The 14924-nt window shown below is 63.4% G+C and carries 14 protein-coding genes and 2 pseudogenes; 9 read left to right on the top strand and 7 right to left on the bottom strand.

Annotation, left to right across the window (positions count from 1 at the left end; all coding sequences use genetic code 11):
* Window positions 1-107: 107 nt before the first annotated feature.
* From NCT32_RS22670 to NCT32_RS22655, 4 genes and pseudogenes are all read right to left on the bottom strand, one after another.
* A complete protein-coding gene (locus tag NCT32_RS22670; protein ID WP_061117033.1) occupies window positions 108-1004 on the bottom strand; it encodes a cupin-like domain-containing protein in 897 nt (298 codons plus the stop codon).
* A gap of 24 nt (window positions 1005-1028) precedes the next feature.
* Window positions 1029-1208, bottom strand: coding sequence for an MbtH family protein (locus NCT32_RS22665; RefSeq protein WP_061117032.1), 180 nt, complete (start codon window positions 1206-1208; stop codon window positions 1029-1031).
* A gap of 547 nt (window positions 1209-1755) precedes the next feature.
* Window positions 1756-2065 (bottom strand): annotated as a pseudogene (locus NCT32_RS22660) (NAD-dependent epimerase/dehydratase family protein); the annotation flags it as partial.
* A gap of 1 nt (window position 2066) precedes the next feature.
* A pseudogene (locus tag NCT32_RS22655) lies at window positions 2067-2242 on the bottom strand (cyclic nucleotide-binding domain-containing protein); the annotation flags it as partial.
* A 299-nt stretch (window positions 2243-2541) separates the two neighbouring features.
* Here NCT32_RS22655 and NCT32_RS22650 point away from each other — a divergent pair.
* From NCT32_RS22650 to NCT32_RS22610, 9 genes are read left to right on the top strand one after another with little or no spacing between them, the layout of a single operon-like run.
* Window positions 2542-3918, top strand: a complete 1377-nt coding sequence (locus NCT32_RS22650) for an amidase family protein (RefSeq protein WP_250478520.1) — start codon at window positions 2542-2544, stop codon at window positions 3916-3918.
* Between the two features lie 31 nt (window positions 3919-3949).
* Window positions 3950-4831, top strand: coding sequence for a polysaccharide deacetylase (locus NCT32_RS22645; RefSeq protein ID WP_061117030.1), 882 nt, complete (start codon window positions 3950-3952; stop codon window positions 4829-4831).
* A gap of 35 nt (window positions 4832-4866) precedes the next feature.
* Entirely contained in the window at window positions 4867-6237 is a 1371-nt protein-coding gene (locus NCT32_RS22640) for an MFS transporter (RefSeq protein WP_250478519.1), read from the top strand.
* A gap of 18 nt (window positions 6238-6255) precedes the next feature.
* Window positions 6256-7011, top strand: a complete 756-nt coding sequence (locus tag NCT32_RS22635; protein ID WP_061117028.1) for an SDR family NAD(P)-dependent oxidoreductase — start codon at window positions 6256-6258, stop codon at window positions 7009-7011.
* Window positions 7012-7038: 27 nt separating this feature from the next.
* Window positions 7039-7797, top strand: coding sequence for an SDR family NAD(P)-dependent oxidoreductase (locus NCT32_RS22630; protein ID WP_061117027.1), 759 nt, complete (start codon window positions 7039-7041; stop codon window positions 7795-7797).
* Window positions 7798-7814: 17 nt separating this feature from the next.
* Entirely contained in the window at window positions 7815-8147 is a 333-nt protein-coding gene (locus NCT32_RS22625; protein WP_061117026.1) for a hypothetical protein, read from the top strand.
* Complete coding sequence (locus NCT32_RS22620) at window positions 8144-9202, top strand: GTP-binding protein (RefSeq protein WP_061117025.1); 1059 nt, start codon at window positions 8144-8146, stop codon at window positions 9200-9202. Before NCT32_RS22625 ends, NCT32_RS22620 begins: the two co-directional genes overlap by 4 nt.
* A gap of 32 nt (window positions 9203-9234) precedes the next feature.
* Complete coding sequence (locus tag NCT32_RS22615) at window positions 9235-10416, top strand: PotD/PotF family extracellular solute-binding protein (RefSeq protein ID WP_061117024.1); 1182 nt, start codon at window positions 9235-9237, stop codon at window positions 10414-10416.
* 19 nt (window positions 10417-10435) lie between these two features.
* On the top strand, window positions 10436-11512 hold the full coding sequence (locus NCT32_RS22610; protein ID WP_086960842.1) for a GntR family transcriptional regulator: 1077 nt from the start codon (window positions 10436-10438) through the stop codon (window positions 11510-11512).
* A gap of 276 nt (window positions 11513-11788) precedes the next feature.
* Here NCT32_RS22610 and NCT32_RS22605 read toward each other — a convergent pair whose 3' ends face one another.
* The 3 genes from NCT32_RS22605 to NCT32_RS22595 are packed head-to-tail and all read right to left on the bottom strand — an operon-like array spanning window position 11789 to window position 14907.
* Window positions 11789-12685, bottom strand: a complete 897-nt coding sequence (locus NCT32_RS22605) for an ABC transporter permease (RefSeq protein ID WP_061117023.1) — start codon at window positions 12683-12685, stop codon at window positions 11789-11791.
* Window position 12686: 1 nt separating this feature from the next.
* On the bottom strand, window positions 12687-13601 hold the full coding sequence (locus NCT32_RS22600; RefSeq protein WP_061117022.1) for an ABC transporter permease: 915 nt from the start codon (window positions 13599-13601) through the stop codon (window positions 12687-12689).
* A gap of 16 nt (window positions 13602-13617) precedes the next feature.
* Window positions 13618-14907, bottom strand: a complete 1290-nt coding sequence (locus NCT32_RS22595; RefSeq protein ID WP_061117021.1) for a PotD/PotF family extracellular solute-binding protein — start codon at window positions 14905-14907, stop codon at window positions 13618-13620.
* Window positions 14908-14924: the final 17 nt, after the last annotated feature.

Raw genomic sequence — 14924 nt, 5'->3', positions numbered from 1 at the left:
CGCGCGCGGGTCCACCTGGCACAGATCCCTGCGTGTTCGTCAGACTGATCCGGCGGCGAGGAGGGACGAAAATGCGCCTCGATCGTCCGCGGGTGCGGATATGAAACTCACGAAGTCACGAGTCGGGATAGCGAACCGAGGGCGACGAACGCTCTCATGCGGAACGCGAGCATCGCGCTTTGCTGCGCGTGGATGACGTCTTTCACGGCGGGATCGCTCAATGAACCGATGCGATTGAGCGGCGTTCTGAAACAATGAGCGAGTGTGATGCCGAAATCGCTATCGGCGGGATCGACGCCATGCCACCAGAACGGCGGAATATAGAGAACGTCGCCGGACGCAAGCGTCGCTTCGAACTTCGTCAGTGCACCATCCGCGGGAAAAAAGCGCGCGCTGTCATCCATGTGATGAAGATTGGACTTGATCGGCACGGCATACGCCTGCCAGTCTTCGCTGGACAGCTTGAACATGGAAATGCGCTTGGTCCCGATGAGTTGCGTGGTCAGCGTCTCGTCGGTCGTATGGTAATGCCATTCGGTTGAAGCATTCCGATAGATGAAGAGCCGGTCTTGCGCGTAGGCGCGCGGCGGTCGATCGCGCTCTGCTTCGAGAAAATCGTAATGGCCGAGATCGGGCTTCCATTCCGCCGGAATAGGCAACGCGCGAATCGCATGTGTCTCGTCCGGCCCTGCATTGCGCAGACGCGTGATGGCCTGACCGAGTTTCAGCTTCGGGAGATTTGCATACCAGAGGCCGGTGGGCGAGGCGTTGAACGCATCGGAGACGCCGACTTCGCTATCCGTCAATGCTTCCAGATAACCCGGTGCATTCCATTTCTGAAGAGCGGGCCAGTTGCGCACAGCCCGCCTGATGACAACGGGTTTCTGAGCACAGACATAGTCGCTCCAGAATTGCCCGCGGCCGAGCGTTTCATTATCGATGGACGGAAGCTGTACGCTGCGTCCCGGAACAAGGTCGATCACTTTCACAATGTGCTTGGCCATTTCCCACTCCCAGATCGAGAATCATCAGGACCGTGCAGTCCAGTTCTGTTCGATGTAGTCCAGGCATTGCCTGCGCGAACTGTCTGGATACTCCACTGTCCAGCCGTCCGGAACGTCGAGATGAGCGGGCCAGAGCGAGCGCTGCTGCGATTCGTTGATCAGGACACGGAACGTGCCCTGATCGTCGTCGAATGGGTTGTCCACGCTGTTGCTCCCTTCGTTCGTGCTTCGGATGCAACGAAATATAGGCGCCGGGAGTTAGCATTGAATGAGGTGTCGCTAGAGCAATAGCGTGCGTCGAGCGTGGCGCGCACCCGATGCGACGAGCACCTTGAAAAAGACGTGAGGAATCCATCGCTATTAAATATCGGCTTCGGATTGGTAGCAAGGGAAATTGCGCGAGCCATATCGCGGTCGATATGTCTCGTGTGTGACAAGCCATCGGGCGATTCGCACTTCGCGGTCAGCACAGGGCGCCTCGAGTCTTGCTCAAAGTTGCGTGAATGCTTCCGACGCGTGTGCTGCCGCGGCACGGGCCGGGGGCAGCTTTGATCCTGAATTGATCAATGGATCGGTGACGACAAACCCGGCCGCAGCGGCGGATGAGAAGCGCTGCTATGGAAACGCTTCGCGATGGCTTGGAGCGCCATAAAAGATGCGTCGGATTGGTTTGTTAATACGACGCGCCAGGCATTTGCATAGTGGCGGGCACAGACTGAGTGCGAAGAGATCTTCTCGGCTCGCGGACAGGCACGTGGCCAATGCGAAGGCAGTAAATGTCCGCTCCCGTGCGCACATGAAACGCCTTCGCCGTGACTTCGTTGATGACTTCGATGTGGCATAGCTGTCCGCGCGAACACTGCGCCATACGTCGTCTCGCTGGAGGCGACGATCACCTTGCGGATGCCGTACTTCGATGCCGCATCGAATATGTTGTACGTGCCCATCACGGCAATGCGGAACACCTCGTTGTCCGTCGTGACGAGAAGGCGCGCAATGGCCGCGAAATGCACGATGGCGTCGATCCGCTTCGGCTCGATGTCTTCGTCGAACTCCTTCGGCATCCTGTCCGTCCTCGGTCGAACGGTAAAGCCTGACGCTGCCGCTCTTGAGCAGATAGACATGCTCGCTCGATTCGTCAGGCCGATAAACGATGCTGTTCTTGCGCAGCGTGCGATGGTCGCTGGAGGCGGGCATTACCTCGTCGGGGCAATGTCGCTTAATGAGAGAGAGAGCAGTTCGCTCTTGCCGCCAAACCACGTTGCCGTCTCCTTAAGGTTTCCTTTCGATTTGACTCTCTTTGCAGGCGCCTGGCCCGGCCCGTGAGGAACCTTGCCCAAATCGCGCCCGTTCTAACCACCGAATATATCTTCGCGCATGGACGGATCGCCGCCCGATCGGCCTGGGAAGCCCTACCGATCCGCGACGCAGGGCGCCAGCGGCAACTAAGGGTAATCCCTCGGTTGCCGTTTTTTTTTGGCGTTTGCATCGTAAACGGATGTTGTTGACGAAATACATTTTGGTCGAGGAGCTTCGATTGCCGACTCAGCCTGCCCAAACAGCGTCCGCCGTAACGCTCGCCGCCGCGTATGCGGACGGAAGCGCAAATGTCGAAGAGGTCGTGCGCCAATCGCTCGCCGCCGCGCGCGACGCAAACAGCGCCTTCGTCTCCATCGACGAAGCCCGCGCACTCGATGAAGCCCGCGCCGCAGCCGCGCGCTGGCGCGACGGATGCCCCGCGAGCGCGCTCGACGGCGTGCCGATCGCCTGGAAGGACCTGTTCGATATCGCGGGCAGCGTCACGACGGCGGGGTCGGCGCTGTTCCGCGCCCGCGCTCCGGCAACCGTAGATGCGCCACTGGTCGCGGCGAGCGTGCGCGCGGGACTGGTCGGCATCGGCAAGACGAACCTCAGTGAATTCGCGTACTCGGGCCTTGGGCTGAACCCGCACTTCGGCACGCCTTTCAATCCCGCCTTCGACGCAACCGTCGAGGGTGGCGGGCATCGCGCGCCGGGCGGCTCGTCGTCGGGCTCGGCGATCGCGGTAGCGATGGGCGTCGTGCCGATCGCCGTCGGCACCGATACCGCCGGCTCCATCCGCGTGCCCGCCGCGCTGAACGGCGTCGTCGGCTACCGCGCGAGCCGGGCGCGCTATGCGCAGCAGGGCATGACCGGCCTGTCACGGTCCGCCGACACCATCGGCCCGCTCGCCCGTACAGCCGCCGACTGCGCCGCCTTCGACGCCGTCGTACGTGGCCGCGAAGCCGTTGGCGCGTTGCGCGACCTGCGTGGCCAGCGCTTCGTCGTGCCGACCGGATGGCAGGCGCGTTTCGCGGTGACCGACGCAGTCGCGGGCAACTTCATGCGCTTCCTGGCTCGACTGGCTAAAGCCGGCGCGCGCATGGACGAGGCGCCGGTCGTCGCCTTCGACGCCGCCTGCGATCTCATTGGCGAGCGCGGCTGGTTCGGATCGCTCGAAGCCTTCGAGACGTACCGCGGCGTGCTGGATTCCGCCGATGCCGAGCGCATCGACCAGCGCGTGCGCACGCGACTGGAACTAAGCCGCGGTGTGCCTTCATCGCGTCTCGGCGAGTTGCTCGCGGACCGGGAGCGTCTCATCGCCCGGTTCGGCGACGAACTCGCGGGCGCGACGCTGCTCCTTCCGACGCTGCCGCACGTTGCGCCGGAATGCGCGTCCCTTGAAGCCGATCCGGAACGCTTCGCCCGCGTGAACCTCGAGACGCTGTCGATGACGATGCCCGGCAGCTTCCTCGATACACCCGCCTTCGCGATGCCCACGGGCGTCGACGCGACGGGCCTTCCCACCAGCGTGCAACTCATGCGCGCACAAAACGACGACGATGCGCTCATCGCGCTCGCGCTGGCCGTCGAGCAGACGGTCGGCCTGAACTGAATCGCTCAATCGCTCAAAGGAGAACATCAAGATGGCTAAGGAAATTCTGGTCGCATTCGGCATCGACGTGGATGCGGTGGCGGGCTGGCTCGGCTCATACGGCGGCGAGGATTCGCCCGACGACATCTCGCGCGGCCTGTTCGCGGGCGAAGTCGGTTCGCTGCGTCTCTTGAAGCTCTTCGAACGCGAAAAGATCAGGACGACGTGGTTCATTCCCGGACATTCGATCGAAACTTTTCCCGAGCAGATGAAGGCGGTTGCCGACGCGGGACATGAAATCGGCATCCACGGCTACAGCCACGAAAACCCGATTGCGATGACGCCCGAGCAGGAAGAAGCGGTGCTCGACCGCAGCATCGAACTGGTGACGAAGCTGAGCGGGAAGCGGCCCACCGGCTATGTCGCGCCCTGGTGGGAGTTCAGCAACGTGACCAACGAATTGCTGGTGAAGAAAGGCATCAAGTACGACCACAGTTTGATGCACAACGACTTTCACCCGTACTACGTGCGCGTCGGCGATTCGTGGACGAAGATCGACTACAGCAAGCATCCCGACACATGGATGAAGCCGCTGCAACGCGGCCGCGAAACCGATCTCGTCGAAATTCCCGCCAATTGGTATCTCGACGACCTGCCGCCGATGATGTTCATCAAGAAAGCGCCCAATAGCCACGGCTTCGTCAATCCGCGTCATATCGAGGAAATGTGGCGCGACCAGTTCGACTGGGTATACCGCGAACACGATTACGCGGTGTTCCCTATCACGATCCATCCCGACGTCTCCGGCCGGCCGCAGGTGCTGCTGATGCTCGAACGCCTGATCGCGCACTTGCGCAAGCACGCGGGCGTGCGCTTTTGCACCTGCGACGAAATCGCCGATGACTTCCTGCGGCGTCATCCCCGCCAGTCCTGACCTCGCCCCCAAACCGACCGACACGAGTCCCGACCATGTCCACTCCCGAGCTCCAGAGGAGCAACACGATGAAAGAGAATCCGTTATCTGCTTCGGGCTTCAGGCTCGAACAGATCCTGCCGTCCGATGTGAAGCGGGCGACGGTCGTCGCGTTCTTCGCCTGGGTTTTTGCGGTCTACGACTTCATTCTGTTCGGCACGCTGTTGCCGGAAATCGGCAAGCACTACAACTGGGACGCGGCGGCGCAGGCGGAGATCGCCACGCTGGTCGCCATCGGCACGGCGGTGATCGCGTTCGCCATCGGGCCGTTACTCGACAGGCTGGGCCGCAAGGCGGGACTCCTGTGGACGGTCGCGGGGGCGGCGGTATGTTCGGGCCTGACCGTCGTCGGCGGCGCGATGGGACAGGTGCCGCTGGTGCTGATCCGCTCGCTGTCGGGTCTCGGTTACGCCGAGGAAACCGTCAACGCGACATATCTCAACGAACTGTATTCGGCCGCGAACGATCCGAAGCTCAATCGCAACAAGGGCTTCATATATAGCCTCGTGCAAGGCGGCTGGCCGATCGGCGCGCTGATCGCCTCGGGCCTGACGGCGCTGCTGTTGCCACGCATCGGCTGGCAGGGCTGCTTCATCTTCGCGACGTTTCCGGCCATCGTCATTTTCTTCATGACACGGCGGCTCAAGGAAAGCCCGCAATTCCTGCTGCACAAGCGCATCAAGCAGTTGCGCGAAGCAGGGCAGGACGGCGAAGCGCGCTCGCTCGCGAGCACCCATTCCGTCGATTACGAAGAGCACGCCCGCGCCGGTCTCGCCGAAGCGTTCCGAGGCAGCGCGCTGCGTGCGACGCTCGTGCTCGGCGGCGGCATTCTGCTGAACTGGTCGGCCATTCAGGTGTTCAGCGTGCTCGGCACCACGGTGCTCACGCAGGTACATAACGTGTCGTTCGAAAACTCGCTCCTGATTCTCGTGCTGTCGAACGTGATCGGCTATTGCGGCTATCTGAGCCACGGTTTCATCGGCGACAAGATCGGGCGGCGCAACACGCTCGCCATCGGCTGGATGTGCGGGGGGCTCGCTTTCGCGGGCATGCTGTTCGGGCCGAGCAGCGCGGGCGTCGTGGTCGCCCTATACAGCCTCGGGCTGTTCTTCCTGATCGGACCGTATTCGGCGGCGCTGTTTTTCATCGGCGAGAGCTATCACACGGCCATTCGCGGCACCGGCAGTTCGATCGTCCACGCGATGGGCCCCATCGGCGCGATCCTCGCGGGCGTCGGCGTCACCTACATGCTCAGCCACGGCGGCGACTGGCTGCACGCGGCGCTCTGGTTCGGCGCGGTGCCGTGTTTCCTGTCCGGCGTGCTGATCCTGTTCGCGCGGCACGTCGATCCCGCCGAAAACAAATAATCCGACTGGAGGAATGCTGTGAGAGTAGCTTTGATTACGGGTGCGGCGAGCGGTATCGGGCAGGCGCTGGCGGTGGCGTACGCGCAGATCGGCGTGGCGGTCGCGGGCGGTTATTTCCCCGGCGATCCGCACGATCCGCAGGCCACCGCGCATGCCGTCGAGCAAGCGCGAGGCGAGTGCCTGATGCATGCGGTCGACGTCACGCAGGCCGGGCAGGTCGAAGCCTTCGCGAACGCGGCGATGGAGCGCTTCGGGCGCATCGATTACGCGGTGGCGAATGCGGGGCTGCTGCGCGCGTCGCCGCTGACGGAGATGAGTGACGCGCAATGGCATCAGATGCTCGATGTCGATCTGTCCGGCGTGATGCGCACTTTCCGCGCGGCGGCGCGTCACATGCCGGACGGCGGCGCGATGGTGGCGGTGTCGTCGATCGCGGGCGGCGTGTACGGATGGGAGAACCACACGCACTATTCGGCGGCGAAGGCCGGCGTGCCCGGCCTGTGCCGCGCGATCGCGATGGAACTTGCGCCCCGCAACATCCGTTGCAACGCGGTGATCCCGGGGCTCATCGAAACGCCGCAATCGCTCGATGCCGTGAACTCGCTCGGACCCGACGGATTGCGCGAAGCCGCGAAGGGCATTCCGCTCGGGCGCGTGGGCAGGCCGCAGGAAATCGCTTCGCTGATTCGCTATCTCACGAGCGAGGAGGCGTCGTACATCACGGGCCAGTCGATCATCGCGGACGGCGGGCTGACCGTGCGCTGGCCAGGCTGATTCATCGCATACAGGACGCTCAACGATATGGCATCGGCATTTTCACTCGATCGCCGCCGCGCCGTCGTCACCGGCGCGGCAAGCGGCATCGGCGCGGCGATTGCGCTGGCGTACGCGCAGTCGGGCGCGCGCCTCGTGCTCGCGGACCTCAACGAAGCGCGTCTCGCCGCGCACGCCGACCTGTGCCGCGCGAGCGGCGCGCAGGTAGACACCGTCATCGCCGATGTGGGCGATGAAGCGGGCGCGCACGGCATCGTCGATCGTTGCATTGCGGCGTATGGCGGCATCGACATTCTCGTCAACAACGCGGGCATGCTGACGCAGGCGCGCTGCACCGACCTCACCACGCGGATGTGGGACGACATGCTGCGCGTCGATCTGCGCAGCGTGTTCCTGTGCTCGCGGCGCGCGTTGCCGTCGATGACGGCGCAACGCTGGGGGCGCATCATCAACGTGGCGTCGCAGCTCGGCATCAAGGGCGGCGCGGAACTCACGCATTATTCGGCGGCGAAGGCGGGCGTGATCGGCTTCACCAAGTCGCTCGCGCTCGAAGCCGCGCCCGACAATGTGCTCGTGAACGCGATTGCGCCGGGTCCTATCGAGACGCCGCTCGTGGATGGCATCAGCGCAGCGTGGAAGGAAGCGAAATCGAAGGAATTGCCGTTGCGGCGCTTCGGCCGCGCGGAGGAAGTCGCGCCGACGGCCGTGCTGCTCGCGTCCGATCCCGGCGGCAACCTGTTCGTCGGCCAGACACTCGGCCCCAATTCCGGCGATGTCATGCCCTGAAGAAAGGAGTCAGCGAAATGTGCGGTATGTGCGGTTTGCTCGGCGGCGGGCGCCACTGGTCGAACACGGTGGCGGCGGGCGAAGGCGCGAGCGCGCGGCAGCAGCGGTACGTGCAGGTCGCGCATGCGAACCGTGTGCTGGAAGGCTTCCGGCTGAAGCTCGTGGATTTTCACGGACAGTCGTTCGTGCTGTCGTCGCCGACGGGCGCGCAGGTCATCGTCGAGGACTTCATGCAGGTGTGGAAGGCGGCGGAAGGCATGCTCGGGCGTCCGCTCGATCCTTTGACCCTGTTCGATGACGACGATGACGACGATGACGACGCTGAGGACGCTGAGGAGGCGCACGCATGAGCCTCGCCTACGACGTGATTCCGGTGACCATCGTGACGGGCTTTCTGGGCAGCGGTAAATCAACCTTGCTCGCCGATGTCCTGAAGGGCGAGGCCGCGCGCGACACCGCCGTGCTCGTCAACGAATTCGGCGAGGTCGGGCTGGACCATCTGCTGATCGGCGAAGTGGATGCGCAGACCGTATTACTGGACAACGGCTGCGTCTGTTGCGCCATTCGCGGCGAACTGAAGGATGCGCTCGCCGCGCTGTTCTCGCGCCGCGCGCGTGGTGAAGTGCCGCCGTTCTCGCGCGTCGTACTGGAAACGACGGGATTGGCGACGCCCGCGCCGATCGTCGCGACGCTTCTGGGCGACCGTATCGTGTCGAGCCATTATTCGATTGCCGCGATCGTCACGGTCGTCGATGCCGTGAACGCGGGGCAGCAACGCATGCGGCATCCGGAATGGCTCGCACAGGTCACGGCGGCGGATCGTATCGTCATCAGCAAGGCGGATCTCGCGGGCGATGCTTGCGTGCTCGAAAAGACTCTTGCGCAACTGAATCCGGCAGCGCGGATCGCATGGCGAACGAACGACGCCGATGCATCGATCGTCCTGGACGAAGCGGCGAACGCGCACGACTTCGCCGATTTCGTGCGGCGCGCCGGCATGCGCGAGCACGACGCGCGCGGCGAGGTCGAAAACCCGCTCGCGCGACTGAACGCAATGCCCGGGCACCGCGAAGGCCTGGAGGCGCTCAACGCTTTCTGCATCGAGTTCGATGCACCGCTCGACTGGCCCGTGTTCACGCTCTGGCTCACGCTGCTGCTCAACCGCCACGGTGATAACATTCTGCGCGTCAAGGGCATACTCGCCTTGACCGGTGTGGCACAACCGGTCGTCGTGCATGCCGTGCATCATCTCGTGCACCCCGTTTTGCATCTCGATGCGTGGCCCGATGAAGGCGCGCGTCGTTCGCGGCTCGTTTTCATCGCGCAGGGTCTCACGCGCGAGACCGTGGCCGATTCCTACCGGCGTCTGTGCCGGCATCTCCGAACAGCCGAAACCGTCGATTGAAACCCGTCCGTCCAAGTCCGTCCGCGCCTGCCGTGCATCCGTCCAAAGTCGAGTTGCGGGTGCTCGGCACGACCGTGACGCTGCAGGAGCACATCCGCAAACGCGCGGAGCAGGATCTCGGCATCCGGCTGCGTTTTATCGTGCAGGATGGCGGCGCGGTACAGCGCGACGGCGCGATGCATCCCGACCGCTACGAGCTTTACGACCAGTGGTTCCACAGCCTCGACTGCGTGTGGCCGACGCACGCGCTGCAACCCATCGAACTGGCGCGCATCCGGCGCTGGAATGAAGTCAACGCCCTGCCGCGCACGGGGCAGATGGATCCCGCACATCAAGCCACGAACGCCGGCTGCGCGCCCGCCGACCGGCTGTACGTGCAGCCGGACGGATCGCTCGGACGCGAGGCGAGCGAGCGCATCAGCATGCTGCCCCTCACGCACAACGCGGACAGCTTCGTTTATCTCGAAGACGCCATGCCTGCCTCCCTCACCGAAACGGACGAGAGCTGGGCGTGGTTACTCGCGCCAGAGTTGTCAGGACGCGTCGCATTGCAGGCGGATGCCGCCATCGGCGCGATCGATGCGGCGCTGGCTGTCGAAGCGAGCGGGCTCATGCGCTTCGACGACATCGGCAATCTGGATATCGAGGAAATCGACGGGCTGATCGCCATTCTCAAAGACTACAAGCGGCGAGGGCACTTCGCGGGCTTCTGGTCGAGTTTCGCCGAAGCCGCGCAACTGATGATCGCGAACAAGGTGGCGATCCAAAGCATCTGGTCGCCGGCGACCATCGAACTGGAGCGCGCGGGCTTGAAGTTCCGGCTGGCTCGGCCGCGCGAGGGTTATCGCGCGTGGTTTGGGGGTATCGGCATATCGCGGCTCGCGCATGGCCGTGTGCTGGATGCCGCGTACGATTATCTGAACTGGTGGCAGGAAGGTTGGGCAGGCGCGACGGTGGCGCGGCAGGGCTTCTACATCTCCAATCCGGAACGCTCGCGCGCGCACATGGACGCCGCCGAATGGTCCTACTGGTACGATGGTGCCCGCGCGAGCGCCGACCTTCCCGGCCCCACCAGCAAGCATCTGGTGCCCGTGGGTCAGATGCGGGACGGCGGCAGCTACCTCGCGCGCATGAGCCGAATCGCGGTCTGGGATTCGGTGATGGATGAGCACAACTACCTCGTGCGCCGCTGGACCGAATTCATGCGGTCCTGAAGGCGAAGTTCGTTCGACGATGACAAGACGCGCAGGCGCCACCCGATCTTCACGACCCGACGCGGCAACGCGCCGGCTGCCCGACATCGGCTCGACCGATGTCTCGCCCGAAGCCGACAGCCGTCTTCGTTACCGCGTGATTCACGATCAACTGAAATCGGCGATTGCACTTGGCAATATCGCGCCGGGACTCGTGCTGCTGGAAGGGCCGGTCGCACGAATTTTCGGCACGAGCCGCGTGCCGGTGCGAAAGGCGTTCGAGATGCTGCACGCGGGCGGCTTGCTCATCACCTTCGAAGGGCGCGGCTATCTCGTCGCGCGTGCGGACGGCAGCGCGCCGGAACCGCTGCGTGCGCCCATCTCCGAAGAAACGCTGGGCTTCGACCGTCCGCCCGAGCCGCTCGATATTCCGACCAACGCCGAGCGCATCTACGACTCGCTCGAAGCCGCCATCTCGTTGGGCATCGTGTTCGGGCATTTCCGCATCGACGAGAGCCATGCGGCCGAAGCGTTCGGCGTGAGCCGCGGCACTGTGCGCGAAGTGCTCAACCGTCTGCGCGATCGGGGACTCGTCGAAAAGTCAGCGTATTCGCACTGGCTGTGCGGACCGCTCACCGCGCGCGCCGTGCGGCAGGATTACGAACTGCGTGTGCTGCTCGAACCGGCCGCGTTGCGCGCCAGCGGTCCGACGCTGCCGCGCGAGAAGCTCGAAGCGGCGTTGCGCGATATCGAACGCGCCATCGACGATCCGGACTCTGTTCATGCCGCGGCGCTGCATCACCTCGAAACCACGCTGCACGACACGTTTCTCGCGGGCGCATCGAACCGCAAACTGCTCGCGACGATCAGCCATGCGCACATGCCGTTGATCGTCAATCACGCCTTCTATGACGCGTTCCGCTTGCATCCCGAAATGGGCACGCTAACCGAGCACCGGACGGTCATTGAACTGTTGTTGCAAGGAAAGTTCGACGCAGCGTCCGAAGCGCTTGCGGCGCACCTCAGGAACGGCGAAACACGCACGCGGCAGCGATTGAAAGTGCTTGCTGTGCTGCCCGATCCAGACCTGCCGGCTTATATGCATAGAATCGCCTAGTGACGAAAAGTAAAAACAATCCCTGACGCTCGGCTGGTCTTGCGCAGATATTCGAGCGGGCGAGCAGTATCGCGAGCTGCAAGGTTGAGCTTGCAACCTTCTCTCCGATGCGTACGTCGCCGATGGCGCGATGCGTGTCGGCGTGCTCATTCCCGGCTCGAAGACGGACAAGGGCTGGATGGATTCGGACTCGACGGCGTGCTCGCCGCGCAGAAGGCGTTCGGGCCGAAGCGCGTTTGTGGCGGGAGAGCGGGTGCTCGAACTGACGTAGGCCCTTCAGTTGACGAGCTTTCGGCGCTTTGCAATCGATCTCACGATCAACAGGCCGCCGACCATCACCGCAAGCGACATCAGCGTCGTCACCGTGCCGAGCGCGTAGATGACGGGCGTCGTCACGGATGTCGTCAAGCCCTGCAATTCGAGCGGCAGCGTGTTCTGGTCGCCTATCGCCTGCGAGGTTCGCGCTATTTCATCCCACGACAGCGTGAAGCCGAACATGCCGACACCGATCACGGAAGGCCCGATGATCGGCAGCACCACGTGTTTGAACGACTGCCACGGCGAAGCGCCGAGATCGCGCGCCGCTTCCTCGTATGCGGGATTGAAACGGTTGAACACGGCGAACATCACGAGCAGGCCGAACGGCAGCGTCCACGTGAGATGCGCACCGAGCGCCGAGGTGAAGAGACCCATCGACGTGGCCCAGCCATCCGCGAACGACTGGAAGCCCCATTCGTTCGCCAGATATTTGATGAGCGTATCGAGCAGGCGAAAGGTGAGGCCGATGCCGAGCGATACGATGATCGACGGCATGATGAGGCTCGCCACGGAGACATAGAACACCGCGGTATCGCCGCGAAAGCGCCGCCTGAACGCAAGGCCCGCGCTCAGTGAGAACAGCACGGTCAGCACCGTTACTGCGAGCGCGAGCTTCACGGAGCGTCCGAACGCGGCCCAGATGTCGATATCTCCGACGCCGTCGCGCAACGCCGCGAACCAGTGCAGCGACACGCCGCGCATCGGGAAGGTGAGACCGCCTTCAGGACCCTGGAAGGACAGAATGAAGATCGTGATGACCGGCCCGTACAGGAACAGCACGAATAGCCCGAAGAGGAGCGAGAGCCAGTAGAAGCTCGCGGGCCGATGTTCCCGATGCGCGATTGCACCCGCCATGTCACAGCTCCTTTCTGATATCGACGACGCGCGTGAGCGCCCACACGATCATCAGCACGACGGCAAGCAGGATGATCGCGTTGGCCGCCGCGGCGGGGAACTGCAGGTAGCCGGTCTGCACCTGGATGATCTTGCCGACCGAGGCGATCTGCTGTCCGCCCATCACGCCCACGGTGAGGAAGTCGCCCATCACGATCGTGACGACGAAGATCGAGCCGATCACGATGCCCGTCTTCGATAGCGGCAGCACCACCTCGCGGATGACCTGCCAGCCGCTCGCGCCGGCGTCGCGCGCCGCTTCGAGCAGAGCACGGTCGATGCGTATCATCGCGTTGAAGATCGGCACAATCATGAAGAACGTGTAGAGATGCACGAACGCGAGCACGACCGAGAAGTTCGAGTACAGCAGCCATTCGATCGGCCGGTCGACGAGATGCGCCGACATCAGTGCCTGATTTACGAGTCCGTTGCGCCCGAGAAGCGGAATCCACGAGATCATGCGGATCACGTTCGAGGTCCAGAACGGAATGGTGCAGACGAGGAACAGCACGGTCTGCATCGCGGTCGTGCGCACGTGAAAGGCGAGGAAGTACGCGAGCGCGAAGCCGAGCACGAGCGTCACCGCCCACACGATCGCGCAGAACCTGAGTGTCGACCAGTACGTCTTGAAGGTCACGCACACGTCCGTGGACGAACCGCAGCCGTCGAATATCGCCGCGTAGTTCTTCAGGGTGAAGGCCGGGATGATCTGATATTCGTTGAAGTCCCAGAAGCTCACGATCAGCGTGATCACAAGCGGCACGATGAAGAACAGCAGGAAGGTCAGCGTGAGGGGCGTCGCCTGCAGCCACGCGCTCACGCGCCGGTGACGCACCGGCGTCTGTTTCGCCTGCTCGAGATATTCGACTGAAGCCATCGTGAGCGGCGCTCCCTTATGCGGCGATGAACTCGTTCCATTTCTGGACCATGTAGATGTTCTCGTCCATCACCGCGTTCCAGCAGGCGATCGCGCCCATGCGCTGGCTGTACGAGCCGCCGTCGCGCACGGTGCCGGCCTTCTCCAGCAACTGGCCGTCGGGTGCCTTGATGTCTTGCGCCGCGGGCTTGCCTTCCATCCAGTAGTCCCACTCGTAGGCCTGCATGTGCGACTTGGCCGTTTCGGTCACGCCGGGGTAGTAACCCTGGCGCATCAGATACGCGCCCGCCCAGCCGTCCTGGAACCAGTTGACGAATTCATACGCGGCATCGAGTTTCTTGCCCTGCAGCGAACGGGGAAAGCCGAAGCCCGAGGCCCACGAGCGATAGCCTTCCTTGAGCGGCTGGAACTTGCACGCGATGCCCATCGTGCGGACCTTGGTGACGGCGGGCGACCACATCGACTGGATCACCACTTCGCCCGACGCCATCAGATTCACGCTCTCGTTGAAGTCGCGCCAGAACGCGCGGAACTGTCCCGCGCGCTTTGCTTCGATCAGCACCTTGATGGTCTGGTCGATCTCCGCCTTCGTCATGTTGCCCTTGTCGCCGTACTTGACGTGACCCGTCGCCTCGATCGCCATGGCCGCATCCATGATGCCGATGGCCGGAATGTTGAGCAGCGCGGCCTTCCCCTTGAACTGCGGGTCGAGCAGGTCGGCCCATGTCGTCACGGGCCGCGAGATCAGATCCGGGCGGATGCCGAGCGTGTCCGCGTTGTACGTCGTGGGGATGAGCGTCATCCATTCGGTGGGCGTCGCGCTGAACTCGGTCGAGCGCGCGCCCTTGAGGAACATCACCTTCTTCGGCGCGGTGCCCTGATCGCCGATCTTCTTGCCGTTCACCTCGCCCTTGGTCAATACGGGCGTGATCTTGTCGGCGAGCTTGATGCGCTTCGCATCCATGCCCGCGAGCGTACCGGCGGGAATCAGCTTCTTGAGCGAGAAGTATTCGGTGTCGACGATATCGAACGAATTGGGTTGCGTGATGATGCGCTTGGTCACGTCGTCGGTCGTGACGGGAATGTATTGAATCTCTATGCCCGTATCTTCCTTGAACTTCTTCGCGATCTCCGCGCTCTGGTTCACCGCGGTGCCGAGATAGCGCAATGTGATCTTCTCCTGCGCGTGCACATACGGAAACCCGGCGATGCCCGCCGCCGCCACCGCGCCCTTGATGAACGTGCGGCGTGAAATGCCTGCGTTCTTGGTGTCTGCTTCGCGTGCGCTGGCTTGTTCGTCGTTCATGGACGTTCCTCGAATTT

The sequence above is a fragment of the Caballeronia sp. INML2 genome (assembly GCF_023631365.1).
In the GTDB taxonomy this organism is placed as follows: Bacteria; Pseudomonadota; Gammaproteobacteria; order Burkholderiales; family Burkholderiaceae; genus Caballeronia; species Caballeronia turbans.
The sequence above is the reverse complement of the archived record's forward strand: the minus strand, read 5'-3'. Positions and strand labels throughout refer to the sequence as shown.